This is a genomic window from Nocardioides cremeus (genome assembly GCF_030518195.1).
Lineage (GTDB): Bacteria > Actinomycetota > Actinomycetes > Propionibacteriales > Nocardioidaceae > Nocardioides > Nocardioides cremeus.
This window is the reverse complement of sequence record NZ_JAULSC010000347.1, coordinates 1-273: the sequence shown is the minus strand read 5'-3', so window position 1 is coordinate 273 and position 273 is coordinate 1. Positions and strand designations below refer to the sequence as shown.

Genomic DNA, 273 nt, shown 5'->3' with positions numbered 1-273 from the left:
CGAAGACAAAAGCTATGGTAGGTCTTGATATTGTATCAATCGTATTTTCGGTTGTATCTGTCGTAATGTTTGTTATGTCAGGCCCGCTTGCAAGCCAGGCAAGTGCATTTAATTTTGGTGATATGCCTGTTTTTGCCGGTTCTGCTTCAATTTCTTGGGGATACTTTGTTGCTCTTGTACTTTTATTAGTTGCAACCGGTATCAATATTGCGGTTGCAAAAGCTCCTGCTAAAAGTGATGAAACACTTGAAGAAGAAAGACTTTCCCGTAAAG

The 273-nt window shown here is 39.9% G+C and carries 1 protein-coding gene; it reads left to right on the top strand.

Annotated elements, in window-relative coordinates; genetic code table 11:
* Positions 1–273 (top strand): hypothetical protein (locus QWJ41_RS21330; RefSeq protein ID WP_302710511.1); only part of this gene is annotated, 273 nt, incomplete at both ends.